The sequence below is a fragment of the Streptomyces sp. NBC_00631 genome, from assembly GCF_045206895.1.
Classification (GTDB): domain Bacteria; phylum Actinomycetota; class Actinomycetes; order Streptomycetales; family Streptomycetaceae; genus Streptomyces.
The window spans coordinates 1,882,108-1,904,727 of the sequence record NZ_CP107734.1 but is presented as its reverse complement, the minus strand read 5'-3'; the positions used below and the strand labels follow the sequence as shown (position 1 = coordinate 1,904,727).

The window sequence follows — 22,620 nt, the reverse complement described above, 5'->3', positions numbered from 1 at the left end:
TTTGGCGCATTGGCCGTTCAGCCGCGCACGGGGGTAAAAATGAGCAGGTTCGAAGTCGGGTACCCGTATGTCACCGAGATGCTTGCGGGTAACTATGTCCGTATTCTGGGCCCGGTGGATGTTCTCGCCGAGGGTGTACCGGTTCCGCTGGCCCGGCGCAAACAACGCCTTCTGCTGGCATTGCTCGCATTGGACGCGGGCCGCCCGGTTCCCTTCTCACGCATCGTCAGTGTCCTGTGGCCCATGAAAGCGCCTACTGCCGTGCGTAATCAGGTCCATGTACACATATACGCGCTCCGTCGGGCGCTGGCGGCGATAACTTCAGCCGAGAAGTGTCTGGAGACACGGCATGACGGATATGTGCTGAACACCCCGGTCGTCGAGGTGGACCTGTGCCGTTTCGAACAGGCCGTCGCCGACAGCGAACGCGCCCTGGCGGCCGGTCACCTGCCCGAGGCGCACCGGACCTTGTCCGCGGCGCTCGACCTGTGGCACGGGATACCCCTGGACGGCCTGGACGGGGTGTTCGCCCAGTCGGAGTCGGCCCGGCTGCAGGAACGCCGCCTGACGGCCCTGGAGCGGCGGCTGGACCTCGACCTCGCCGTGGGCAGACATGCCGACGCCCTGGCCGAACTGGCGGGGCTGGTGGCCGCCAATCCGCTGCACCAGGGCTTCCAGCGCCGTCACGTGCTCGCGCTGTACTGCTGTGAACGCACCAGCCAGGCCCTGTCCGCGTGCCGCGCGGCTCGTCGGCTGGTCATCGACGAACTGGGCATCGACGCGGGGGAACGGCTCGGCGCGCTGGAGATGGCCATCCTGCGCGGCGCCCCGGCGGAAGAGCTGGTCGCCGAGGCCATCGGCTGGGAGGGGCCGCGCGTCCGGCCGCCCCGCAGGACGGCCGGACACGTGCGGTACGGCAGCGGCCTGTGACCGGCCGCGGCCGTCGCGTGCGAACTACTCCGGCTTGCGCGCGGAGCAGGTCCACGACAGCGGGATCGGGTCCCCGGGCAGCCGCCAGAAACCCGGGTCCTGCTCGTCCCGGACCATGGAGCTGAGACGCTGCCGGCAGTCGACCGGCACCTCCGTGAACGTCTCGATCCGCAGCCCCGCCTGGATCAGCGCGGTGATGACGTCGGAGACCGTCCACGGCCAGCTGTACTGCTTGTACGGGTCGATCTCCCGCGCGCCCTCGTACTCGTCCCCGTAGGTGATGCCGACCTCGTTCTCGTGCGGACCGTTGGTGAACAGCTCCGAGCGGAGCCGCAGTTCACCGCCGACCTCCTGGAACGCGCCGAGGATCGAGTGGATCTCCACGATGTGGAAGACCCCGCCGGGCTTGAGGAAGTGCGCTATGACCTTGGCCCAGCCGGGCAGGTCGGGCAGGAGGTTGAGCACCCCGTAGTCGGTGTAGACGATGTCGAAGGAGCCCTTCAGCACCTCCGGCAGGTCGTAGATGTTGGCTTCCACGAACCTGATGTCCACGTTCAGGCCCTTGGCCAGGTCGCGGCCGATCTCAAGGGCCTGCCCGGCGAAGTCCACCGCGGTGACGTTGGCGCCCTTGCGGGCCCAGGAGATGGCGTTCAGCCCGATGTGGCACTGCAGGTGCAGGAAGTCCTTGCCGGACACGTCACCGAGCGCCGCCAGCTCCAGCGAGCGCAGACTGCTCTTCCCGGCCCGGAACGAGTCGAGGTCGTAGTAGCTGGAGTCGACGTGTGCCAGGGCTCGCCGGTTCCACCCCTCCTGGTTGCTCTCCATACGTTTGCGGTCGTCGATGGTGGTGTCCAAGGGAGACCTCTCTTCGATGTGACGGCCAGTGCCGGTGCACCTGTGTCGGTGGAGCGTCCTACCGCCGATCGTCCCCGCGGCCGCTGACTCGGTGCTGAAGTGCCGGACGCGGCCCGCTGGAGCCTGCCGGGCCGGCGGCCGCGCGGGCTGCTCAGCGGCCCCAGATCCTCCGGTACGCCTCCCGGTAGCCCGGCGGGTCCCAGGTCGTCGCTCCGGCGCTGTTGGCGGCCGTCGAGACATGGGTGGGGGCGACATAGCCGCTGGCGGGACGGCCGGAGAAGGCGCGGTTGAACTCGTCGACGATCTGCCAGCCCTGCTGGGACAGCGGCTCGGGAACGGTGGCGGCCTGGTACTGCCGGCTGTTGATGCGCTGGAAGGCGGACGGGTCGCCGTCCCCGGCACCGATGTTGAAGGGCGGCCCCGCACCGTTGCGGCCGGCCGCGCGGAAGGCGGGGGCGGCGTCCGCGAAGTACAGGTCGTTGATGGCGGCGGAGTGCGTCCACGTGTCCGGGAAGCGAGAGAGCAGGGAGGCGATCTCGCGCGGGACGCGGCTGCCGGCGTCCGGGATCGGGATGTTCTCGTACGCGAGCAGCCGCACCCCGGCGCAGGTGGCGAGTTCCGCTCTGATCAGTTCGGACTTCCGCTTCGCGAACGGGACCGAGGCGTCGGTGAACAGGACGACCCCGGCCCGGCCGCCGGAGTGCGCGATGATCCACTGCGCGCTGATGCCGGCCACGCTCTCGACCCGGGTGGTGACGTTGGTGAAGAGCGGGGGCCGCCTGCTCGGGCCGGGCGTGGCGACCGCGTGCCAGCCGACGAGAGGGATGCCGGCCGCGCCGGCCGCGGCGACCTGCTGTGCGGTCGAGCCGGGGTCGAAGCCGCCGATGACGATGCCCGACGGCCGCAGCGCCACTGCCTCGCTCATGGCCGCCTGGATGCCGGCGGGGCTGCCGCCGCCGTCGATCACCCGGACGTGCCAGCCGATGACGCGTGCGGCATCCCGCAGGCCGCCCGCGACGCCCGCGACTCCGGGGTTGGTCATGGTCTGCGCGACGTAGACGACCGTCTTGCCGGACACCGCCGTGGGCCCGGTGGTCGGCCCGTTCCAGGCGGTGTCGGTCCGCTCGGCCCGTGCGACCGCGGCCACGGCTGCGGCCTGGGCCCCCGGGCAGCCGCCGGGGCCGGTGGTGGTCACGTCGGGGCTGTTGGACGAGCCACTCCGGCAGCCGGCCAGGGCGACGGCCGCGGCCAGCAGCGCGAGGGCGACGGACCTGGCCCCGCGGACCCGGAGGCCGGTGGCCTCGCGGGCGCCGTGCACCGGGCGTCCTCGCGCGGGAACGAACGCCGGGCCATGGCTGGGCGCGGGGCCGGAGTCCGGGGTGGGGTTCATGGCGTGGGGTCCGCGGTTCCGTCTTCGGAGGCGGTCGTCGGCGGCCGGGGCGGAGCCGCCGGTGTGCCGTGGGCCGCGTCGGCCCCGGTACGCAGCCGGCGGGCGGAGTAGCCGGCCAGGCCGACGGCGAGCAGCAGGGTGCCGCCGTAGAACAGGGACACCGTCCAGAACGCGGCGCCCAACTGGCCGATGCCGGTGAGGCCGACGGCCAGCACGGCGACGGCGACGAGCGTGCCCAGGGCGTTGGGACGGCCGGGCCGGATCGCGGTGGAGCCCAGGAGGGCGCCGACGAACGCGGGCAGCAGGTAGTCGAGACCGACACTGGGATTGCCGATCTGCTGCTGAGCCGCCAGCAGCACCCCGGCGAAGCCGACGATCAGCCCCGACGCCGCGAACGTGTACACGGTGTACCTGCGGGCCGGAATGCCGACCAGTTCGGCGGCGCGCGGACTGGCACCGATGACGTACAGGCACCGGCCGAGCGGCAGCCGCTCCAGCACCAGCCACAGGACGACGGCGACGGCGAGCACGTAGTACGCGGGCAGCGGCAGGCCGAGGAACGTGGAGTCGTAGAGACCGGTGAAGGCGGCCGGCAGCCCGAGCGGGCCCGGGACGATCCTGCCGCCACCGGTGACCCAGCCGGTCACGGCGTACAGCATGCTGCCGGTCCCGAGAGTGGCGATGAACGAGTCGATCCGGCCGAACTCGACGATCACACCGTTGAGGACGCCCACCACCCCGCCGCCGGCGATCACCACCAGGCAGGCCCAGGGCCACGGCCATCCGGCGTGGACGACGAGTTGCAGCACCATGACATGGCCCAGGCCCAGACCGTAGCCGAGGGAGAGGTCGAAGGAACCGGTCACGATGGGGACCATGGCGGCGAGCGCGAGGACGGCCGGGATCGACTGGTTGGACAGGATCGAGTCGAGGGTGTCCCGGGTGGGGAACGTGTGCGGCAGCGCGACGGAGAAGACCAGGACGAGCAGCGCGGTGAGGACCAGGAGGCCGTAGGCGCCCGCGAGGTGCCCGGCCGGACTGCGCCGGAGCGGCCGGGGGCGGGGCGAGGAGGGCGGGGGCGCGGCGGTCATGAGTCCGTGGTGGTGCCGGGGGCCGGCAGGGCCGAGGCCGCCCGGGCGAGCCCCGTGACCGTGAGGTCCGCGCCGCTCAGCTCGGTGGTCACGCGGCCGCGGACGAACACCAGGGCGCGCCGGCACACGCCCGCCACCTCCTCGAAGTCGGTCGAGACGAGCAGCACCGCGAGACCGCCGGCCAGCGCCTCGTCGAGCAGGCGGTGCACCGCGGCCTTGGCCCCGACGTCCACGCTCGCGGTCGGCTCCTCCAGGATCAGCAGCCGCAGGTCCGCCGGGAGCCACCGGCCGATCAGGACCTTCTGCTGGTTGCCGCCGGACAGGGCGGCGAGGGGGGCCTCGCTGTCGCGGGGCCGCACCGCGAACCGCTCGATCAGCTCCGCGGCCCGGGCGCGTTCACGGCGGGGACCGATCCAGCGCAGCGCGGACAGACCCGCCGCCCGGGGATTGGCCAGCAGGTTCTCGCGCACGGTCAGCCCCATGGCACAGCCCTCCCGCTGTCTGTCGCCGGGCACCAGGCCGACCCCGGCGGCGACGGCGCCGGTGACGGTGCGGGGCCGGTACGGCCGGCCGGCCAGGAGAGCCCGGCCGCCGAGGAAGGGCCGGGCGCCGGCCAGCGCGCGGCCAAGCTCCAGGTGGCCGGCGCCGGAGAGGCCGACCAGGCCCAGGGCCTCTCCGGGCCGCAGCTCAAGGGTGACGGGTGCCGTGCCGGCGGTACGGGCGCCGTCGAGGACCAGGACGGGCGGTGCGCCCACGGGGACGGCGGCGGGGAGCGGGCGGGCGGGTTCCGTGCCGACGATGTCGTGGACCAGCCGGGCGGGGCTGTGGCCCGCCAGCGGGCCGTGACTGACGAGCCGGCCGTCGCGCAGGACGGCGAAGGCGTCGGCCACCTGGTACACCTCGTCCATGCGGTGGGTGACGTAGAGGATGCCGTGCCCCCGGTCCCGCAGGGTGTGCAGCACCCGGAAGAGCCGGGCGCAGTCCGCGGCGGGCAGCCGGGCGGTCGGCTCGTCGAGCACGACGAACCGGGCGCGCGCCGCGAGGGCCCGGCCGACGGCGACCAGCGAACGTTCGGCGGGACCGAGCCGGGCGACCGGCGTGTCCGGATCGAGGTGCCCGGCGACCGGCTCCAGGGCCTCGGCGCACCGCTGCCGGGTCAGCCGCCAGGAGATCAGTCCGGCGCGGCGCGGATAGCCCGTGGTCAGGGCGATGTTCTCCGCGACGGTCATCCACTCCACGAGCCCGAGGTCCTGGTGGATGAAGGACATGCCGCGGGCGGCGGCACGGCTTCCGAGCGGGTGCCCGGCCACCGTCACCGAGCCCGCGTCGGCACGATGGACCCCCGCGAGCACCTTGATGAGCGTGGACTTCCCGGCGCCGTTGGGGCCGAGCAGGGCGAGCACGCTGCCGGCCCGGACGTCGAGGTCGACCCCGTCCAGTGCGCGGGTCCCGCCGAACCGCTTGGCGAGCCCGCGGATCCGCACCAGCGGGTCGGGAGGGTCGTGCACGGACAGCTCCGGGGGGTCGGCCTGACGGTTCTTCTTCCCGACTCTCGCCTCTCGCCAGCGATACTAGTGGTCGAAATCGTGCCATTCCGGATCTGACGCCCATATGGCGAACACGTGGCGAATCCGATGGGCGTGACGACACCGGCGGGCCGGCCGCGCCCACGGCCTCAGGCGGCGTCGAGCGCGCATTCGGCCCAGATGACCTTTCCCTCCCGGATGTAGCGGGTGCCCCAGCTCCGCGTCAGCTGGGCCACCAGGAACAGGCCGCGGCCGCCTTCGTCGGTGGTGGCGGCCCGGCGCAGGTGCGGGGCGGTGTTGCTGCGGTCGGAGACCTCGCAGATCAGGGTGCGGCCGTGGAGCAGACGTACGCGCACGGGACCGGAGCCGTGGCGGATGGCGTTGGTGACCAGTTCGCTCAGCACCAGCTCCGCGGCGAACCCGGTCTCCTCAAGTCCCCAGTCGGCCAGTTGGCGCAGCGCGCGAGAGCGGACCTCGCTGACGAGGGAGGGGTCGGCGGGCAGGTCCCAGGCGGCGACCCGGTCGGGGGCCAGGGCGTGGGTGCGGGCGACGAGCAGGGCGATGTCGTCATCGGGGTGGATCGGCGCCACGGTGTCCAGGACCGTATCGCAGATGTCCTCGGGCGTGCGGTCCGGGTGGGCCAGGGTGTCCCGCAGCCGGTCGAGGACCACGTCGACGTCGCGGTTGCGGCCCTCGATGAGCCCGTCGGTGTAGAGGACCAGCCGGCTGTCCTCGGGCACGTCGATGTCGACGGCCTCGAAGGGCAGGCCGCCGAGGCCCAGCGGGGGCCCGGCGGGCAGGTCGGGGAAGGAGACAGTGCCGTCGGGGTGGACGAGCGCGGGGGGCGGATGCCCGGCCCGGGCCATGGTGCACTGCTGCGTCGTCGGGTCGTAGACGGCGTACAGGCAGGTCGCGCCGAAGATGCCCGCGTCGCCTGCGGCGGGAGCCTCCCGGTCGAGGCGGCCCACCAGGTTGTCGAGGTGGGTGAGGACCTCGTCCGGGGAGAAGTCGAGTTCGGCGAAGCTGCGGGCGGCGGTGCGCAGCCGTCCCATGGTGGCCGCCGAGAGCATGCCGTGGCCCACGACGTCACCGACCAGGAGGCCGACCCGGGTGCCGGAGAGGGGGATGACGTCGTACCAGTCGCCGCCCACGTCGGACTCCGCGGGCAGGTAGCGATGGGCCACCTCGACGGCGTCCTGTTCGGGCAGACCCTGCGGGAGCAGGCTGCGCTGCAGCGCCAGGACCATGGTGCGCTCTCGTGTGTAGCGCCGGGCGTTGTCGATGGAGAGGGCCGCGCGGCCGGCGAGTTCCTGGATGAGCGAGCGGTCGTCGTCGTCGAAGGGGGCGGGGTGCTGCCCGCGGTAGAAGGCGGCCACGCCGAGGATGACGCCGCGGGCCACGAGGGGGACGGCGACGAGGGAGTGGACATGGCCCAGCATGACCTCGCTGCGCTCCGGGTCGTGGGCGAGCCAGCCCATGGCGGCCCTCAGGTCCGGTTCCAGCACCGCCTGTCCGCTGGTCAGGCAGCGCAGGTGCGGAGTGGCCGGGCCGTAGTCGATGCGCTTGCCGACCGGGTGGAACGGACAGTCGTCGTCGATGCCGTGGACCACCGTGCGGTGAAGGTCGGAGCAGGGGTCGGCGGCCTCCTCGCCCCGCAGTACGGCCTCGGGCAGGTCGATCGTGACGTAGTCGGCCACCCGTGGCACCGCGGTCTCGGCGAGTTCCTCGGCGGTACGACGCACGTCCAGGGTGGTCCCGATGCGCGTGCTGGCGTCGCTCAGCAGCTCCAGGCGGCGCCGGGCGGCGAGCGCGTACCGCCCCACATGCGGCTCTCCCACCAGCACCAGCCCCCTGGCCGGGGGCCCGGCCGACGGCCCCGGGCGGCTACGGCCGCCCACCGCGCTGCCGAGTCCGGATCCGGCCGGTGCACCGCCGGCTCCGCCCGCCGTGCCGGTGCCGACAGGTCCGTTCGCCGGGCCGTTGCCCATGCCCGTCGCGCCGCCCGCCGGCGCGTCGGTGCCGTGCGCACCGGATCGCTGGGCCATGCGGTACGAAGCCGTGGCGCCGGGTACGGAGCCGGGCGCCACGGCGCCGGGAACGGTCGCGGACAGCGGGACGGCGAGGGCGACGGACGCGGCCCGCGCGACGGCGGCGGCGACCGGGCCCACGGCCGCGGCGGACGTCGCCGCTGCGATGGACACGGTGGTGTCCTGGGCGAAGTCGGTGGGTACGAGGGTGAGACGCGGCGGCTCCTCGGCGCGTGCGGGGCCGGGCAGGACGGCCTCGGTGACGAAGCCCTCCACCCCGGCGGGGGTCGTCATCGGGCGGCTCACCAGCGTGACCTGCCGGCCGTCGGACAGGGCGACGCGGACCGCGGCCCGCTGTGCGCAGGAGATCAGCTCGGCGGCCTTCTCCAGCAGGATCGCCTGGTCGCCGGGGCGCATCCCGAGGGCCAGGTCGCCGACCCCGACGCTGTGGTGAGGTCCGGCGGCGGTCTCGGCGCCGGTGCCCAGGTACGCCCGCAGCAGGGCGCGCTCACGTTCGGAACTCTGTCCGAGCAGCCGCCTCTCGATGGCGCGGGCCGCCCGGCGGATCACGGTGGCCAGCGCCGGGTCCTCGGCGGCGCGCGGGTAGCCGAGGCACAGGACACCCTCGATGCGGCCGCTGATCGGGTCGCGGACGGGAAGGGCCCGGCAGGCGTTGCCCTGCGCGCGTTCGGCGAAGTGCTCGGCGCCGTAGACCTGGACGAGCTGCCGCTCGGTCAGCGCGAGCCCGATGCCGTTGGTGCCGGCGTACTGCTCGGCGAAGACGAACCCGGGGTCGCGCTGGAACGCGGGGAGGCTTCCGGCCAGGGACGTCTCGCCGAAGCGGCGCAGCAGCACGGTCCCGTTGGCGTCCGCGACGGAGATGTTCATCCTGGTGCCGGCGAACCAGGACTGCAGCCGGTCCAGCACCGGCACGGCCGCGCGGACGATCCGGGCGTCGTGCTCGAAGTCGTCCCGGAAGGGGAGTCCGGGCTGGTCGGGGGAGAGTCCCAGAGCGCGGCAGCGCTGCCACGAGTGCGAGATGGGAGTGCGTACCCCGGCTTCGACCGCCTCGCCCTGCAGAAAGCGCTCACGCGAAAGGGCGGGTCCGTTGCCGTCCGTCGCACGGCCCGTCGTTGTCGCTTTCCCGCCGCCCCGAACCACAGCTTCGCCTCATTCGAGCCCGCAGAGTCCGATTACCTAACACAATAGGATATACGTTGCATTACGAACATTGCTCATTCAGTGTCACAGAACGGCGACCGGGTTGACCGGCGAGCCCGTCCCGCCCGGGATGTCCAGCGGTGCCACGACCAGCAGGAACTCGTGCCGACCCGCCCGTGCCGTCGCGGCCGCCAGGGCCTCCAGGCCGAGGTTGTCCAGGAGCGGCACCCCCATCGCCGCCAGCACCAGGGCATGGACGGGCGAGTGCACACCGGGCACGGGGGAGGGCCGTACGTCACTGTCGCCGTCGCCGCCGAGCAGCGCGATGCCGCGCTCGGCCAGCAGCGGTACGGCGTCCACGTGGAAGCCCGCGCAGGCGGTGTCCGGGTCCCAGGGGCCGAGGTCCGCGCGGCGGCGGGCCTGCCCGGAGCGCAGGAGCACCGCGTCGCCCTCGCCGATCCGCACGCCGAGTGCCCGCTCCGCGGCGACGACGTCCGCCGCGTGCACCGCCTGCCCCGGCTCCAGCCAGCGGATCCCGAGGACGGCGGGGAGGTCGAGGAGCACCCCCCGGGTGACCAGGGGGCCGAGCGCCGACACCGCCGCGAACCGGGCCCCCGCCGCACCGACGGCCTCCTTCGCCGGCCGGCCGTCGTAGAGCTCCCCCCGGTAGGAGACATGGCACAGGGCGTCGAGATGGGTGACGGCCTTGCCGTGGTAGTCGGCGGCGATGAAGTCCTTGTGGGTGGCGGGCTCCGGGCTCTCCACGTCACCGAGATCGGTCATGTGGTGCAGGGCGGGCCGGGGGTTGTCGGGGCCGGGCACGGTGTTCCAGGGCAGACCCAGCGGTACGACCTGACCGGACCGCACGGCCCCCGTTGCCCGCCGTACGTGCTCCGCGGTCACCCGGTTCCAGGCGCCGCGGTCGGCCGGGGTCCAGCGGCCCCAGGTGCGGACCGCCGCGAAGAGCGCGTCGAACTCCCGGCGGGAGACGGCGGGCCCGTTCCCGGCCCCGGCGGGCCCGTCGGACGCGCCGGCCGGCCCGGGGCCAGGACCGTCCGCGGGGTTCGCGCTCATCCGTACTCACCGTTCCCGGTGTCGGGACTCCCAGCCTCGCACGACTCGCGTGCGCTCGCCCGGGCCGCGGGCCCCGACGCACGGCAGGCAGAGCCGCAGCACGGACCGTAGATTGAGGTGGAAGCCGTTGAGGCGGGAAGGAGCGTCAGCGGTGGCATCGCGGGTTGATCACACGGCGCTGTTCGCCGCGACGCCGAGCCCGTATCTGGTGCTCGGTCCCGACCTGGTCATCGTGGATGTGAACCGGGCCTATCTGGCCGCCACCGGGCGCACCCGGCAGGACCTGCTCGGACGGCACATCTTCACCGCGTTCCCGGACAACCCCGCCGACCCGGACGCCGACGGGGTCCGCAATCTCGGCGCCTCCCTGCACCGGGTTCTCGCCACCGGCCGGTCCGACACGATGGCGCTGCAGAAGTACGACATCCCCGTCATGGGCCGGCCCGGAGCCTTCGAGGAGCGCTGGTGGTCCCCGGTGAACACCCCCGTGACCGGCCCGGACGGGCAGGTGGCCTACATCATCCACCGGGTGGAGGACGTCACCGCGTTCGTCAAGGAGTACCGGGCCACCCATCCCGGCGGCGTCCGGACGGGGGAGCGGCTGAAGGAGACGCAGGCACTGGAGGCGGAGCTGTACGCGCGGGCGCGGGAGCTGCAACGGCTCAACGAGGAGCTGCGGCAGGCCCACACCCGCGAACGCGAGGTCGCCGTCATCCTCCAGGAGGCCATGCTCCACGTGCCCGACCTGGCCCACCACCGCGACATCGCGGTGCGCTACCTGCCCGCCACCGGCTCCCTCAACGTCTGCGGCGACTGGTACGACGTCGTCGACATCCCGCCCGACCGGTTCGCCGTCGCGGTCGGCGACGTGATCGGCCACGGCCTGGAGGCGGCGGCTGTCATGGGCATGCTCCGCAGTGCCTTGTCCGCCGCCATCCGGGCCCTGGAGCGCCCCGCCCAGGCCCTGGAGGTCCTCGGCCTGTACGCCAGGTCGGTCGAGGGGGCGCTGGGCACCACCGCCGTCAAGGCCGTCGTCGACATGCGCAGCCGTCTGATCACCTACAGCAGCGCGGGCCATCCGCCGCCGATGCTCATCCATCCCGACGGCAGCTGCGAACTGCTGGACCAGGCCACCGACCCGCCGCTCGGCGCCCGTCCGCAGCACGTCCCCCGCCCGCAGGCGAGCCTGGCCTACAAGCCCGGCGACACCCTCGTCCTGTACACCGACGGGCTCATCGAGCGGCGGAAGCAGGACATCGACGTCGGCCTGGCCCAACTGGCCGGCATCCTCGGTGAGTTCATCCAGCTCGGCGCCGAACAGCTCGCCGACACCGTCCTGGCCCGCCTGGGCGTGGCCAGCGGCGGCCAGGACGACGTCGCCCTCATCGTCGTACGGCTCTGAGCCGTGCGACTCCGGCGAGGGAGCGGAGCTACTGGCGGACGGCGCGTACCCCGTCCAGGGCGATGGCGAGGACGCGGTCGCGCTGGGCGGCGTCGTCGAACGCCGTGGCCGTGATGCCGGAGACCATGCGGAGCAGGTCGCCGATCTCCATGTCGGTGCGGACCGCGCCCGACTTCTGGGCCCGCTCCAGCAGCGGGCCGCCGGCCGCGTACATCGAGTCCCGGCAGGCCTGGAAGATCTCCGACTCGTCGTTGAGGGCCTCGCGCACCGCCCGCTTGGTGACCATGTAGCCGGTGAAGCGGTCCAGCCACGACGTCAGCGCCTGCCACGGCTCCAGCTCGGCCAGGTCCAGGGCGGCCCGGCACAGCGCGTTGACCTCGTCCGCGTAGACGCTCTCGAAGAGGTCGCGACGGGTGGGGAAGTTCCGGTACAGGGTGCCGATCCCGACCCCCGCGCGGCGGGCGACGTCCTCCAGGGAGACGTCCGCGCCCCGCTCGGCGAACGCCTCGCGGGCGGCCGTGATCAGCGCGTCGTAGTTGCGGGCCGCGTCCTTACGGTGCGGTCTCCGGGACGCGACGATCTCACTGACCGGGAACGGGCTGTCCGTCACTGCTGCCTCCCGCGTGACAAGGGTGAACCGGAGGGATTCCTCGACTTCGGTTGAAGCGGAGGGTTGCCTCCAGTAGAGTGGAGGAGTACCTCCACTTTAGCAGTGCGGAGCGGCACCGCCATGGCCGGACGCGGCCCGGTCCCCACTTCCCGCACGCTCACCCGGCTTTCCTCACTCTCGCTCTTCCTCCGTTCCGATGTCGGAGAGGCTCCTCATGCCCCGCAAGTCCACCCGTCTCACCTTCGCGGTCCTCGCGACCGGTGCCGGCGTGTTCTCCATGCTCCAGTCGCTGGTCGCACCGGCCCTGCCGACCGTCCAGCACGCCCTGCACACCTCCCAGTCCACCGCTACCTGGGTGATGACGGCCTACCTGCTGTCCGCCTCGGTCTTCACCCCGATACTCGGCCGCGCCGGCGACCTGACCGGCAAGAAGCGCACCCTCGTCGCCGTCCTGCTGGCCGTCCTGGCCGGCTGCCTGCTCGCCGCTCTCGCGCCGAACATCGGCGTCCTGATCATCGCCCGGGTCGTCCAGGGCATCGGCGGCGCCCTGTTCCCGCTCTCCTTCGGCATCATCCGCGACGAGTTCAACCCGGCCGAGGTCAGCGGCAGCATCAGCAACCTGTCCGCGGTGATCGCGGCCGGCGGTGGCGTCGGCATCGTGGCCGCGGGCCCGATCGTCTCGGCGCTCGACTACCGCTGGCTGTTCTGGATCCCGGTCGGCGTGGTCGCGGCGACCGTCCTGATCGCCGCCCGCTACGTCCCCGAGTCGCCCAAGCGTGCCGGAGGCAGCGTCAGCTGGCTCGGTGCCGGGCTGCTCTCCGCCTGGCTGGTGGCGCTGCTGCTGCCGCTGAGCCAGGCCGGGCAGTGGGGCTGGGGCTCGGCCAGGGTCCTCGGCCTGTTCGGCACGGCCGTCGTGCTGTTCGCCGTCTGGCTGCTCACCGAGTCCCGCTCCGCCACCCCGCTGATCGACCTGCGCGTGATGCGGCTGCCCGCCGTCCGGACCACCAACACGGCCGCCCTTCTCTTCGGCGCCGGCATGTACGCGATCTGGTCCTTCCTGCCCGGCTTCGTCCAGACCCCCGCCTCGGCCGGCTACGGCTTCGGCGCCACCGTCACCGAGTCCGGCCTGCTCATGCTGCCGATGCTCATCGCCATGTTCCTCTCGGGTGTCATCGGAGGCCGCCTCGAACACCGCGTCGGCGCCAGAACACAGCTCACCGCGGGAGCCGCGCTCGGTGCACTGGCCTGCGGGTTCCTCACCCTCTGGCACGGCCAGCAGTGGCAGATCGGCGTCGTCGCGGGCCTGTTCGGCCTCGGCATCGGGCTGGCCTTCGCCTCGATGGCCAACCTCATCGTCGGCAGCGTGCCGCCCGAGCAGACCGGCGCCGCGACCGGCATGAACGCCAACATCCGCACCATCGGCGGCTCCATCGGCGCCGCGCTCACCAGCGTCCTGGTCACCGGCCGGCTCCAGCCCTCCGGGCTGCCGTACGCCTCCGGCTACACCCACGCCTGGGCCCTGCTCGCGCTGTTCTGCCTGACCGCGGCCGGGGCCGCCCTCCTCGTCCCGGTGCGCCGCGCGAGCCAAGCCGCCGGCCCGGTCACGGAGCGGCCGGCGGCAGCACCCGTACGCGTGCGGTAATGTTGACCTGCGTGATCACGCGGAACACCGCGTGACCCCGCAGCGGGACGTGGCGCAGCTTGGTAGCGCACTTGACTGGGGGTCAAGGGGTCGCAGGTTCAAATCCTGTCGTCCCGACGGTGTGAAGGGTCTTCGCAGGCGAGAGCCTGTGGGGCCCTTCACTGCGTTCAGGGAACCCGCGGTGTGCCGTGGTCCGGAAAGCGGACGCCACGAGGTTCCGCTGCTCGTCGGCATGGCGCCGGGCGGAGCCCACGGCCGCGGCGGACGCCGGTGGGCTGACGCAGTCGACCGGTCGGGACCCTATCCCTCCAGGCAGCGCGGCAGCAGCAGCGTCACCCCGGAACGCTGCCCCCACTCTGCTCCGATTTGACGGCCACCTCACTCACCGTGCTCGTTCCGCCGCGTACCTGTCGGTCCGCCGAGGCCCCGGGTGCGGCGAAGAGGCCCCGCCACGCCCGGTCGACCGAGCCGGGGTTCTGCAGATACCGCTCGTGCTGTTCGTCCACAACCCATTCGTTGAGGCCGAAGTCCAGCTCATTCGACAGCGGCTGTCCGGCTCGGGACTGCGACGCCACGATGAGGATCGCCTTCTTTCCTCATCGCGTACGGCCAATCACGGACGCGGTCGGCCCGGCGGAACGAACTCCTCCGGCGCCTCACACCGTCCACGGTAGGCCGGTGCGGCTGCCGCGTCGGACGGGCGAGCGGGCCATGACGGCCACACATCAGGACATGGCCTCGAAGCGACGGCACGCGTGTGGAAGGGCGCCGCGCGTCCCGTGCCGGGAAAGGACGGCGGTCCGTCGCCGGGCGACACCGTGCGACGGCGATCTCGCCCGCCGTACGCGGCTGGAGCCGGCGGGGTGGTCCGCCTTGCCCTGACGGGCGCTGAGTCCGGCGCCCGTCCGAGACCGGTGGGCATGGATCGGCGCCCGCTTCTAGGGGGCCGTGCGGTAGAACTCGGCCGCGGTGACGCCGGCGGGGACACCCAGTTCGGCGGCGACCGCGGTGATCGCGGCCTCGCCGATCGCGAGGTCGACCTGGCCGTCGGTGGTGTAGTGGGGCGCGATGAACGTGTCGTAGTGTGCCCGGACCTCGTCCGGCGTGTGACCGCCGAGGAAGGTCTGCATGTGGCGCACGGTGGTGTCCGGGTCTTCGTGGATCACCTTCAGGGCCCGGCGGTGGGCGCGCAGCACGGCCTGGACCGCGGGGTCGTCCGGGTCGGTGTACGTGGTGTCGACGGCCAGGCCCACGGTGGGGATCGTGAAGTGGTCGCCCACCCAGGCCAGCACCCGCCAGCCGTACTCGGCGGCCACCGCCTCCGGCGCCATGGTGCTGCCGACCAGCGCGGCGTCGATCTCGCCGTCCCGCAGCCTGCGCAGGTCCATGCCGTAGTCGCCGGGCGACCGGACGACCGTCCGGATGTCACGGTCCGGGTCCAGACCGGCCCCGCGCAGGACGATCCGGGCGAAGCACCCGGGGGCGGTGTGCGGTGCGTGCACCGCGAGACGCCGGCCGGCCAGGTCGGCCAGCGAGGTCAGGCCGGGGCGGGCGAGGAACCAGAACAGGGGGCGGTGCGTGTTGACGGTGAGTCCGACCCAGGGAGTGCCGTCCGTCAGCCGGGACAGCAGGGCCCGGCCGAGCCCGATGGTGGCGCCGCGGCGCAGCCGCTCGTCGCTCCAGACGCAGCCGTCGCGCAACGCCACATGGACGCCCTCGTCGGCGTAGTAGCCCTCCTGGTCGGCGATGTAGGCGGCCAGTTCCTCGTGCAGGCCCCGCCCGACGTAGGCAAGATCGATCGTGTACATGTATACGTTTCCTTGATCGTGTCACCGGCATCCGCCCGTGACGTCACAGCCGCCGCGACGCCAGATGCTCGGACGACGGTGTGTCCATGTGTCGGTGCCGTCCCGGCAGTCGGCTGGACGCCGGTATCGGGACGGCGTGGCCCCGTGCGCGGGGGCGACGCGTCAGTACATGGCCATTCCGCCGTTGACCGCGGCAGTGGTGCCGGTCATGAACGAGTTGTCCTCGGCGGCGTAGAAGGCGACCGCCTGGGCGACGTCGGCCGGGTGTGCCAGGCGGCCCAAGGGGGTGGCGGCCACCTGACGCTGCTTCGTCGCGTCGTCGAACACGGCGTCGGCGGTCCGGGACTCCACCGGTCCGGGCGAGACGATGTTGACCGTGATGCCCTGCGGGCCCAGTTCCTGCGCGAGGTACCTGGCGAACTGCTCCAGCGCGGCCTTGGACGTGCCCAGCGCGATCATGCCCTCCCGGGGCCGGCGGCTGAGACCGGTGCCGAGATAGACGATGCGTCCCCAGCGCTGTGCGGCCATGGCGGGCAGGACGGCCTTGGTGACCGCGAACGCCGCGTGCATCTCGGCGTCGAGCTTGCCGCCCAGTTCGTCCCACGTCATGTCCTGGAACGACTTGACGGCATACGGGATGAGCGCGTTGTGCACGAGCACGTCCACGCCGCCCCACGCCGCGCGCACCTGCTCGACCATGTTCTCGACGGCCCGTACCTCGCGTACATCGGCCTGTACGGCCATGGCCTGGCCGCCGGCGGCCTCGATGTCGGCCACGACCTCTTCGGCCGCCTTGCCGCTGCTGAGGTAGTTGACCGCCACGCGCATGCCCCGCTCGGCCAGAACGCGCGCGGTGGCCGCGCCGATCCCGCTGCTGGCGCCTGTCACCAGGGCCACTCTGCCTGCCGTCCCGGTCATGGGCTCACCTCCTCGTCGTCGTCACGGGCGGCCGGAATGACCGCTCCGAGTCGTTCGTCGTCGAACCCGGTGCGGCCGCGGCGGATCGCCCCGTAGAGCACGGTGTCGACGGTGGCCCGCAGCAGATCCGCGGCGGTCCACTCCAGTTCGTGCGGCAACCGGGAGGTGAACAGTCGCTCCAGCGCGCCGCGGGTGATCTCGCAGAGCAGTTCGGGGGGAGCCAGGAGCAGCCCCTGCCGGTGTCCGTACCGGAACAGCTCGTCGATCCGCCGGTAGATCACCGCGTCGACCCGGTGTTCCACGTACTGGCGCAGCAACGCGTCGCCGCCGCGTCCGCCGGCGAGCTGAGCCGCGCCGATCCGCCCGAGTTCGGTGCCTGCGGCGATCAGGAACCGCTGGACCCGTACATCGAACGGCTGCCCTTCCGCGCCTTCGGCCGCCGCCGCCAGCGTGGCCTCCACCGCCGCGAACTGCCGGTCCAGCACCGCGGCCAGCAGGCTGCGCTTGTCCGGGAAGTGGCGGTAGATCGTCTTCTTGCTCATCCCGAGCTCACGAGCGAGTTCGTCCATGCTCACGGGCGCGAAGCCCGGTGCGAAGAACAGCCGGCCGGCCGCCTCCACGATCGCGTCGGAGCGCCGCTCGTCACCCTCGGAAACTTTTGAAACTGAATTAGTTTCCATGGTTTCCCATCCTGGGTGCGGGCCTCTGCGCTGTCAAGACGCCGCCGGCAGCAGCTGTCAGGACGCCGCCGGGAGCAGTGGCGACGCCGCATGCGTGGCAGTGCTCAACGACCGGCGCGAGCCCACGCTCGACGGCGATGCGCAGGGGGCCCGCCGGAGCCGTTCGCCGACTCGGCTTCGTGGTGCCCTGTTTTCGAGACGGCCGAGCCATTGATTTTCACGCTGCTTCTCGCCGATCCGGACGCACCGGGAGTTCGCCCAACAGGCAATGCACAAGAATTCAGGTCGGGGGCCCGCACGCGCGGTCACGGTCCAACGCCTCGATCCGGTCCGCCATACCGCGGATGGGGGATATCGCATGGCGGGCCTGGGGTGTTGGGGCCATGCCGGTCGCGCGAACACGGTATTCCCACGCCACTGCCGGTCATCTTCCACGGATTCCGTTGACGCCCGTCATTTGCGTGGCGACGCTTTCTTCCACCCATGAAAAGGCGCGGCAGGACCGAGGGAATAATCATGAAGGAATTCGTGCACCGGGGGCAGATCACCAAGGTGGTCTTCGGCAGCGGGACGCGCGGCCGTGTTCCCGAAGAGGCCGATGCCCTCGGATGCCGGCGGGTGCTCGTGCTCTGTACGCCCGACCAGACGGACCAGGCAGCGCAGATACGCGATCTGCTGGGAGCGGCAGCCGCGGGAACCTTCGCCGAGGCCGCCGCGCACACCCCCGTCGAGGTGACCGAGAAGGCGGTCGTGCAGGCCAGGTCCGTGGGAGCCGACTCGGTGCTCGCCGTCGGTGGCGGATCGACCGTCGGCCTGGGCAAGGCGATCACCGCCCGGACCGGTCTTCCCCAGCTGGCGCTGCCCACCACCTATGCAGGCTCCGAGATGACCCCGATCCTCGGGGAGACCGAGGGCCGCAGGAAGACGACCCGGCGGCTGGCGGAGGTACGGCCCAGGACGGTCGTGTACGACGTCGAGCTGACGCACACACTTCCGGCGCCGGTATCGGTGGTCAGCGGCATCAACGCCATGGCGCACGCCGTGGAGGCCCTCTACGCACGCGACCAGGACCCGATCGCCTTCCTGATGGCCGGTGAGTCGCTCGACGCCCTCGCCCGTTCCCTTCCCCTGGTCGCGCGACGCCCGGACGACGCGGAGGCCCGTGCCGACGCGCTGTACGGCGCGTGGCTGGCCGGCACCTGCCTCGGCACGGTCGGCATGGCCCTGCACCACAAGGTGTGCCATGTGCTGGGCGGCACCTTCGGGCTGCCGCACGCCGAGACCCACACGGTCGTCCTGCCCCACGTCATCGCCTACAACGCCCCGGCCGCCGGCCAAGCCATGGCCCGCCTCGCGCAGGCGCTGCCGGGGGACGACCCGGCGAACGCGCTGTTCGACCTCGCGGAGCGGCTCGGCGCACCCAGGGCCCTGCGTGACCTGGGCATGCCCGAAGCGGGGATCGAGCAGGCCGCCGCACTCGTCGTGCGGGACGGCTACTGGAATCCCCGTCCCGTGGACCGGAGCGCGGTCCGCGCCTTCCTGACCCGCGCCTGGGCCGGCGAGAGGCCGTGAACATCACCGGAGCACCCTCCGCGTCCCCTCCGCAGACCGATTCCGCCAGCGACCACTCGATCACCACAGGAGCGCGCCATGCGTGATCTGACCAGCGACACCATCACCGGGGCAGTGATCTCGACCATGCGGGACACCGAGGACCCCCGCCTCGCGGAGATCCTGAACTCCCTGGTCCGCCACCTCCACGCCTTCGTCCGAGACGTCGAACTGACAGAGGACGAGTGGGCCGCGGGGGTGGACTACCTGACGCGCACCGGACACACGTGCACGCCGACGCGCCAGGAGTTCATCCTGCTCTCCGACGTCCTGGGCGTCACCATGCTCGTCGACGCCCTGAGCAACCGGCGCTCCGTCAGAGCGACCCAGAACAGCGTCCTGGGCCCCTACTTCAGGGAGGATCGGCCGGAGCAGCCCGATGCCGCCGACATCTCCGGCGGCCTGCCCGGCACCCCGCTGTTCTTCGAGGGACAGGTGGTGGACCGCGAGGGAGCACCGGTGGCCGGCGCCGGGGTGGACGTCTGGCACAGCGACGCGGACGGCCACTACGACATGGAGGTGCCCGGCCGGGTCGACCCCGCCATGCGCGCGCTGTTCCGCACCGACGGGACCGGGCACTTCAGCTTCCGCTCCGTCCGCCCGGCCAGCTACCCGATCCCCGGTGACGGCCCGGTCGGCGAACTCATGAGCGCCACCAGCAGGTCGCTGATGCGGCCGGCCCATGTGCACGTGCTGATCGAGGCCGCCGGATTCCAGCGGGTCACCACCATGCTCTTCCCCTCCGACGACCCGTACCTGGACACGGATCCCGTCTTCGGCGTCAAGCAGTCGCTGCTGGAGTCCTACGACACCTACGAGTCCGACGCGGGTCCCTGCCGGGGTCTGACCGACGTGCCGTACACCCTGCTGCGCCGGACTTTCGTCCTCGAACCCCATTCCACGGACTGACCTCGCCGCCGCAGGCGCGCACCGCACACCCACCGGGACCCGGAGCCGTCCGGGGCCCACCCACAACCCCGACGTTGCCCCGATTTTCCCGGAGGTCCACGATGACTGAAACCCTCGACACGACCGTCGATTTCCGAGCCACGATGGCCCGGCTCGTCACGGGCGTCAGCGTGATCACCACCCGCTCCGGAAGCACACCCATCGGGATGACCGCGAGCGCCGTGTCCTCCCTGTCCCTGGCCCCCCTCCAGCTGCTCGTGTGCATCGCCAACCACCTGTACACGCGCACCGCGATCGCGCAGCACGGCCGCTTCGCGGTCAACGTGCTCGGCGAGGACAGCGAGTCCCTGGCGCGGAACTTCGCCATGTCCAAACCGGACAAGTTCGTGGGGGTGAAGACCATCGAGGAGCACGGCGTGCCGGTCCTGAAGGACGCCATCGCGGCCGTCGTCTGCGATGTCGCGGAGGCGCTTCCCGGTGGCGATCACACCATCTTCGTCGGTGACGTCCGCTACTGCGCGCACCGGCTGGACAGCCGGCCGCTGATCCACTTCGCCGGCGGCTTCGGCGCGCTCAGGGCCCTGCAGTAGGGCCGGGTGGGACCGCGGTCCTCGTGACCGGGCCCCGCCGCCCCCGATGTCCGGCTCCCGCGGGCGAGCCATGGCCGCCGGGGGCCGCCGCTCGTTCCGACCCACTTCACGGAAGGTGCCATGACCAGCTCCGTGCCGGCCTTCAAGCTGCGTCCTCCGGCCCAGCCTCCGCATCTGCTGACCCGTCCGCGCCTGCTGCACCGGCTCGACGCGGCGACGGAGCCGGTGGTGGTGGTCTCCGCGCCGGCCGGTGCGGGGAAGACGGTGCTGCTCACCGAGTGGTCGCGGCACCTGGCGGCTCGCGGCGAGTGCGCCTGGCTCAGCCTGGACGCCTACGACAACGCCCCCGACCGGCTCTGGGCGGGCGTCCTGCGTGCGTTGCACCAGGCACGACCCGACCTGCCGGCCCGCCTCGGCGACGGCGCGTGGACGGCCGGCACCTGGCTCGACGAGGCCCTGCCCGCCCTGCTGACCCGGCTGGGCGCGGCGAAACCGCTCACGCTGATCCTCGACGGACTGGAGTCCGTCACGGACGCCGCCGCACAGCGCATGCTGGCGGACCTCCTGACCCGGCTTCCGTACGGGTTCCGCATCGTCCTGTCGACCCGGCACATCCCCGGCAGCCCCCTTCCGGCCCTGCGTGCGCGGGGCCTGGCCGCCGAACTCGACCGGCACGACCTGGCCTTCACCCGTGCGGAAGCACAGGCGGTGCTCACCGGTCTGCTCGGCTCCGCTCCCACCGCGGAGACGTCGCGTGCGCTGCACGAGACCAGCGAGGGGTGGGCTGCCGGGCTGTGCATCATGGGCCGCGTCCTGGCCCGCTCCGGGACCGCGGCCGACGCCGAGGGAACCCTGGCCCGCGGCAGGCGAGCGGTCACCGAGTATCTGGCCACCGAGGTCCTCGACCGGCTCACCACCGAAGAGCGCCGGTTCCTGCTCCGTACCAGTGTGCTCGACGAGCTGAGTGCCGGCCCCTGCCAGGCCCTCGCCGGGGACCGGGCGGGTGTCCTGCTGCGCGAACTCGCGCGCACGGTGCAACTGCTGGTCCCCGCCGCCGCGCAGGGATCGGCGTACCGGCATCACCGGGCGCTCGCCGCACTGCTGTCCGACGTCCTGGAGACCGAGGGATCGGACGCCGTCGCGGCCCTGCACCGGTCGGCGGCTCGGTGGTACGCACGACAGGGGCGGACGACCGAGGCCGTACGGCACTGGATGCTGGCCGGTGACGAGGCGGCGGCCGTCGTGTCGGTCCTCGACGGATGGGAGACGGCGGTCTCGGCAGGCCAGGGTGCGCGGGTCGCGCAGTGGCTGGACATGCTGCCGCATCGCACGGTGGCCGCCGACGCGCGGCTGTGCGTCGTGGTGGCGATGACGGCCCTCGCGAAGGGTGCCCCCGAGACGGCCTGCCGCTGGCTGGACGTGGCACTGCTCAGGCAGACGGGAGCCCAGACCGTCGGCGAGGGCGGCACGGTCTGCGACGCGGCGGCCGTCGCCCAGGCCGTCGCCTGCTGCCTGAAGGGGGAGATCCTGACCGCCGGCCGGCTCGGCGCATCCGCCGTCACCGGAACCCTGCCGCTGACCTCCTGGCGTGCCCTCGCGGGTACGGCCCGCGGTGCCGCGCTGCTGTGGACCGGCCGGTACGAGGAGGCGGAGGCGCTGCTCGCCGAGGCGACCCGCGACGCGCACGCCGCAGGAAACGGCCTGGCACTCGTGCGCGCGCTGGGGCTGCGGACCCTGTGCGCACTCCTGGGCGGCCGCCGCGAACCGGCACACCTCCTGAGCGACGAGGCGCTCCAGGAGATCGCGACGGCGGGCCTGGACGGGCACTTCGTCTCGGTCCCCGCCTACGTCGGCCGGGCCGGCCTCCTCCTCCAGGAGGCACGCCTGGAGGAGGCCGAACAGATGCTGGCCGACGCGGAAGCGGCGCTGGCGGGACCTCTCCGGACGGAGAGCGAACCTCATGTGCGCGCGCTGTGGCACTTCACGCGGTCGCGGCTGGAGAGCGCGCGCCGTGACACGAACGCGGCGCGCAGGGCCCGGGCGGCGGCCGAACGGGCGGCTGCCCGATGCGAGTCGCCCGGGATCCTGACGGTTCTGCTCGGCCGGGCGGACGGGGACACCGCGTTCGCGCCCGCCGCCGCCCGCCCCGAGGACCTGTCGACGGGGGAGCGCCGGGTGCTGCGTGCACTGTGCGGCTCGCTGACACTGCGTGAGATCGCCTCCGAGCTGTACGTGTCCCACAACACCGTCAAGACACAGGTACGCGCGATCTTCCGCAAGCTCGACGCCCACGACAGGAGCGAGGCGGTCGCCAGGGCCCGGGAGTGCGGAGTGCTGTGATCCGGGCCCTGGCACGCTGTGGGCGTCCTAGGCGTCCTAGGCGTCCTAGGCGTCCT

General features: G+C 72.6%; 18 protein-coding genes, 1 tRNA gene and 1 pseudogene. 9 read left to right on the top strand and 11 right to left on the bottom strand.

Going from position 1 to position 22,620, the window contains the following annotated elements:
- Window positions 1–39 precede the first annotated feature (39 nt).
- Together OHB00_RS08825 and OHB00_RS08820 are read left to right on the top strand one after the other, a co-directional pair.
- A pseudogene (locus OHB00_RS08825) lies at window positions 40–351 on the top strand (winged helix-turn-helix domain-containing protein); the annotation flags it as partial.
- A gap of 9 nt (window positions 352–360) precedes the next feature.
- Entirely contained in the window at window positions 361–930 is a 570-nt protein-coding gene (locus tag OHB00_RS08820; RefSeq protein WP_406445683.1) for an AfsR/SARP family transcriptional regulator, read from the top strand.
- Window positions 931–954: 24 nt separating this feature from the next.
- Here OHB00_RS08820 and OHB00_RS08815 read toward each other — a convergent pair whose 3' ends face one another.
- The 6 genes from OHB00_RS08815 to OHB00_RS08790 all read right to left on the bottom strand — a co-directional run bounded on the left by OHB00_RS08815 (window position 955) and on the right by OHB00_RS08790 (window position 10,054).
- Window positions 955–1,785 (bottom strand): class I SAM-dependent methyltransferase, encoded by an 831-nt coding sequence (locus OHB00_RS08815; RefSeq protein WP_406432967.1) that lies wholly within the window; start codon window positions 1,783–1,785, stop codon window positions 955–957.
- 151 nt (window positions 1,786–1,936) lie between these two features.
- Window positions 1,937–3,103: a substrate-binding domain-containing protein gene (locus OHB00_RS08810; protein ID WP_406445681.1), complete on the bottom strand. Its 1,167-nt coding sequence runs from the start codon at window positions 3,101–3,103 to the stop codon at window positions 1,937–1,939.
- A gap of 68 nt (window positions 3,104–3,171) precedes the next feature.
- Window positions 3,172–4,266 carry an ABC transporter permease gene (locus tag OHB00_RS08805; RefSeq protein WP_406432965.1) on the bottom strand — a complete coding sequence of 365 codons (1,095 nt, stop codon included), beginning with the start codon at window positions 4,264–4,266 and terminating at the stop codon, window positions 3,172–3,174.
- A complete protein-coding gene (locus tag OHB00_RS08800) occupies window positions 4,263–5,774 on the bottom strand; it encodes a sugar ABC transporter ATP-binding protein (RefSeq protein WP_406432963.1) in 1,512 nt (503 codons plus the stop codon). Before OHB00_RS08800 ends, OHB00_RS08805 begins: the two co-directional genes overlap by 4 nt.
- 167 nt (window positions 5,775–5,941) lie before the next feature.
- Window positions 5,942–8,980 carry a SpoIIE family protein phosphatase gene (locus OHB00_RS08795; protein ID WP_406432961.1) on the bottom strand — a complete coding sequence of 1,013 codons (3,039 nt, stop codon included), beginning with the start codon at window positions 8,978–8,980 and terminating at the stop codon, window positions 5,942–5,944.
- Between the two features lie 84 nt (window positions 8,981–9,064).
- Window positions 9,065–10,054, bottom strand: a complete 990-nt coding sequence (locus OHB00_RS08790) for a cyclase family protein (protein ID WP_406432959.1) — start codon at window positions 10,052–10,054, stop codon at window positions 9,065–9,067.
- A gap of 151 nt (window positions 10,055–10,205) precedes the next feature.
- Between OHB00_RS08790 and OHB00_RS08785 the strand changes: the two genes are divergently transcribed.
- The gene (locus OHB00_RS08785; RefSeq protein ID WP_406432957.1) at window positions 10,206–11,456 is read left to right on the top strand and encodes a PP2C family protein-serine/threonine phosphatase; all 1,251 of its coding nucleotides are present in this window, start codon (window positions 10,206–10,208) and stop codon (window positions 11,454–11,456) included.
- A 28-nt stretch (window positions 11,457–11,484) separates the two neighbouring features.
- On the opposite strand, the gene OHB00_RS08780 is transcribed toward OHB00_RS08785, so the two are convergent.
- Window positions 11,485–12,066: a TetR/AcrR family transcriptional regulator gene (locus OHB00_RS08780; protein WP_406432955.1), complete on the bottom strand. Its 582-nt coding sequence runs from the start codon at window positions 12,064–12,066 to the stop codon at window positions 11,485–11,487.
- A 214-nt stretch (window positions 12,067–12,280) separates the two neighbouring features.
- Here OHB00_RS08780 and OHB00_RS08775 point away from each other — a divergent pair, with 214 nt between their 5' ends.
- Both OHB00_RS08775 and OHB00_RS08770 read left to right on the top strand, forming a co-directional pair.
- On the top strand, window positions 12,281–13,708 hold the full coding sequence (locus OHB00_RS08775; protein ID WP_406432953.1) for an MFS transporter: 1,428 nt from the start codon (window positions 12,281–12,283) through the stop codon (window positions 13,706–13,708).
- Between the two features lie 43 nt (window positions 13,709–13,751).
- Window positions 13,752–13,825, top strand: a tRNA-Pro gene (locus OHB00_RS08770).
- Between the two features lie 215 nt (window positions 13,826–14,040).
- Here OHB00_RS08770 and OHB00_RS08765 read toward each other — a convergent pair.
- The 4 genes from OHB00_RS08765 to OHB00_RS08750 form a co-directional block, all read right to left on the bottom strand.
- Window positions 14,041–14,283: a hypothetical protein gene (locus OHB00_RS08765; protein ID WP_406432951.1), complete on the bottom strand. Its 243-nt coding sequence runs from the start codon at window positions 14,281–14,283 to the stop codon at window positions 14,041–14,043.
- 363 nt (window positions 14,284–14,646) lie between these two features.
- The gene (locus OHB00_RS08760; protein WP_406432949.1) at window positions 14,647–15,516 is read right to left on the bottom strand and encodes an ABC transporter substrate-binding protein; all 870 of its coding nucleotides are present in this window, start codon (window positions 15,514–15,516) and stop codon (window positions 14,647–14,649) included.
- 162 nt (window positions 15,517–15,678) lie between these two features.
- Entirely contained in the window at window positions 15,679–16,434 is a 756-nt protein-coding gene (locus OHB00_RS08755; protein WP_406432947.1) for an SDR family NAD(P)-dependent oxidoreductase, read from the bottom strand.
- Complete coding sequence (locus OHB00_RS08750; protein WP_406432945.1) at window positions 16,431–17,114, bottom strand: TetR/AcrR family transcriptional regulator; 684 nt, start codon at window positions 17,112–17,114, stop codon at window positions 16,431–16,433. Before OHB00_RS08750 ends, OHB00_RS08755 begins: the two co-directional genes overlap by 4 nt.
- A 516-nt stretch (window positions 17,115–17,630) precedes the next feature.
- Here OHB00_RS08750 and OHB00_RS08745 point away from each other — a divergent pair.
- From OHB00_RS08745 to OHB00_RS08730, 4 genes are all read left to right on the top strand, one after another.
- A complete protein-coding gene (locus OHB00_RS08745; RefSeq protein WP_406432943.1) occupies window positions 17,631–18,686 on the top strand; it encodes a maleylacetate reductase in 1,056 nt (351 codons plus the stop codon).
- Window positions 18,687–18,764: 78 nt separating this feature from the next.
- On the top strand, window positions 18,765–19,634 hold the full coding sequence (locus OHB00_RS08740; protein WP_406432941.1) for a dioxygenase: 870 nt from the start codon (window positions 18,765–18,767) through the stop codon (window positions 19,632–19,634).
- Window positions 19,635–19,735: 101 nt separating this feature from the next.
- Window positions 19,736–20,224, top strand: a complete 489-nt coding sequence (locus OHB00_RS08735; protein WP_406432939.1) for a flavin reductase family protein — start codon at window positions 19,736–19,738, stop codon at window positions 20,222–20,224.
- A gap of 120 nt (window positions 20,225–20,344) precedes the next feature.
- On the top strand, window positions 20,345–22,564 hold the full coding sequence (locus OHB00_RS08730; protein ID WP_406432937.1) for an AAA family ATPase: 2,220 nt from the start codon (window positions 20,345–20,347) through the stop codon (window positions 22,562–22,564).
- Window positions 22,565–22,620: the final 56 nt, after the last annotated feature.

Excerpts from the sequence above, each read along its gene's own strand:
- OHB00_RS08730 (WP_406432937.1), top strand. The coding sequence starts at position 20,345 with ATGACCAGCTCCGTGCCGGCCTTCAAGCTGCGTCCTCCGGCCCAGCCT.
- OHB00_RS08760 (WP_406432949.1), bottom strand. The coding sequence starts at position 15,516 with ATGTACACGATCGATCTTGCCTACGTCGGGCGGGGCCTGCACGAGGAA.
- OHB00_RS08775 (WP_406432953.1), top strand. The coding sequence starts at position 12,281 with ATGCCCCGCAAGTCCACCCGTCTCACCTTCGCGGTCCTCGCGACCGGT.
- OHB00_RS08805 (WP_406432965.1), bottom strand. The coding sequence starts at position 4,266 with ATGACCGCCGCGCCCCCGCCCTCCTCGCCCCGCCCCCGGCCGCTCCGG.
- OHB00_RS08740 (WP_406432941.1), top strand. The coding sequence starts at position 18,765 with ATGCGTGATCTGACCAGCGACACCATCACCGGGGCAGTGATCTCGACC.
- OHB00_RS08755 (WP_406432947.1), bottom strand. The coding sequence starts at position 16,434 with ATGACCGGGACGGCAGGCAGAGTGGCCCTGGTGACAGGCGCCAGCAGC.
- OHB00_RS08750 (WP_406432945.1), bottom strand. The coding sequence starts at position 17,114 with ATGGAAACTAATTCAGTTTCAAAAGTTTCCGAGGGTGACGAGCGGCGC.
- OHB00_RS08790 (WP_406432959.1), bottom strand. The coding sequence starts at position 10,054 with ATGAGCGCGAACCCCGCGGACGGTCCTGGCCCCGGGCCGGCCGGCGCG.
- OHB00_RS08745 (WP_406432943.1), top strand. The coding sequence starts at position 17,631 with ATGAAGGAATTCGTGCACCGGGGGCAGATCACCAAGGTGGTCTTCGGC.
- OHB00_RS08735 (WP_406432939.1), top strand. The coding sequence starts at position 19,736 with ATGACTGAAACCCTCGACACGACCGTCGATTTCCGAGCCACGATGGCC.